This window comes from Hymenobacter agri (assembly GCF_054778495.1).
This window is the reverse complement of the sequence record NZ_BAAGZM010000817.1, coordinates 1-1,532: the sequence shown is the minus strand read 5'-3', so window position 1 is coordinate 1,532 and position 1,532 is coordinate 1. Positions and strand designations below refer to the sequence as shown.

1 protein-coding gene is annotated in these 1,532 nt (G+C 66.6%); it reads right to left on the bottom strand.

Annotated features, from left to right (window positions below; genetic code table 11):
* The coding region (locus ACYVDE_RS22450; RefSeq protein WP_460503759.1) for a reprolysin-like metallopeptidase at positions 1-1,532 on the bottom strand (1,532 nt) is incomplete at both ends.

Below are 1,532 nucleotides of genomic sequence, written 5' to 3'. Positions count from 1 at the left end.
GTGCTCACCGTCACCGCGCCGGTGGTGGCGCCAGTGGGCACCGTAGCCGTAATCTGCGTGCCCGAGTTCACGGTGAAGGTCGCGGCCGCACCGTTGAAGCTCACCGCCGTAGCACCCGTCAGGTTGGTGCCGGTGATGATGACCGTGGTGCCCGCCGTGCCACTGGGGGGGCTCAGGCTGGTTAGCGCCGGACCGGCCGCCGCGCCCGAAATGGTGAAGTTGGTGTTCGAGATGTCGAAGAAATAGTTGTCGGCCGCTTCCACCATGATGCGGGCCGTCGACGTGGCCAGGCTGGGCACCGTCACGTTTTCGGTGCCGTCGTTGGGCGTGTTGGCCACCAGCACGGTGGGGTAGGTGAGGCCGCCGTCGGTACTCAGCCGGATGTTCACTACCGCCGAGCTCACCGGCGCGGCCGTGGTGTTGGCCACGTTCCAGGTTACGGCCTGGGTCGAGCCGGCGGCCCATGTTACGGCCGTGTTCGGGACCGTCACCACGAAGGGCCCGGCCGCGCTGCTGGCACTCAGCGCCAGCACGGGGCTGCTGTTGATGCCGCCCACCACGCCCTGCAGGCCATTGTGGGCGTCGCGCACCGTCACCCGGAAGTTCAGCGGGCGCGTAGCCGTGGGCAGCGCTTCGCCAAAAGTGGTGGTACCGGCCAGCAGGTCGCTCAGCCGCGGGAAATAGCGCGTAGGGCTGGCCGTGGGCAAAAACGAGCGGAAGATGGGCGGCGCGCCGTTCTGGGCCAAATCCCACTCTTCCCAGCAATACGTAAGGGCGTCGCCGTCGGCATCGGTGCCGCTGGCCGTCAGCTTAAAGGGGGTGTTGACAGGCAGCGTTTTGGCGCCCAAAGCGGGCAGGCTCACGCTGGGCACGTTGTTGCCGGTGCTGCTCACGGCGCCGCAGTTGGTGGTGTTCAGGTAGTTCTCAATTTCCTCGTAGCTCACCACGTGGAAGTAGGGGTCGGTGTGCGGCTGCAGGTTGTCGCTGCCGCAAATGCCCGCGTAGGCCATGATGGTTGAGCCCGAGCCCGGCTCGTAGGCGGTGTTGGGGTTAGCGTTGCCGGCGCAGCTGCCCTGGCTGCTGTTGAAGGTGTGGTTGCCGCCAAACTGGTGGCCCATCTCGTGGGCCACGTAGTCGATGTCGAAGGCGTCGCCCACCGGGTTCGAGATACCGGTTTCGCCCTGCGCTTTGTACGTGGCATTGCACACCACGCCCACGTAGGCCAGCCCGCCCCCGGCCGTGCTGAACACGTGCCCGATATCGAAATTGGCCGTGCCCAGCACCGCGGTCAGGTTGCTCTGGTTTTGCGCCACCAGGCTGTTGGGGCTATTGTTGGTGTAGGGGTCGGTGGTGGCGTTGGTGTAAATGATGCGGCCATCGTTGAATACCAGCTGCAGGCGCACGGCCAGCTCCCGCTCATACACGCCGGTCACGCGGTTCACCGTCGTCAGAATGGCCGACTGGGCGCTGGCCACCGTGCCGCCGCGGTTGGCCGTGTACTCGGCCGTGGCCGCCACCGGCAGCCGGTAGGT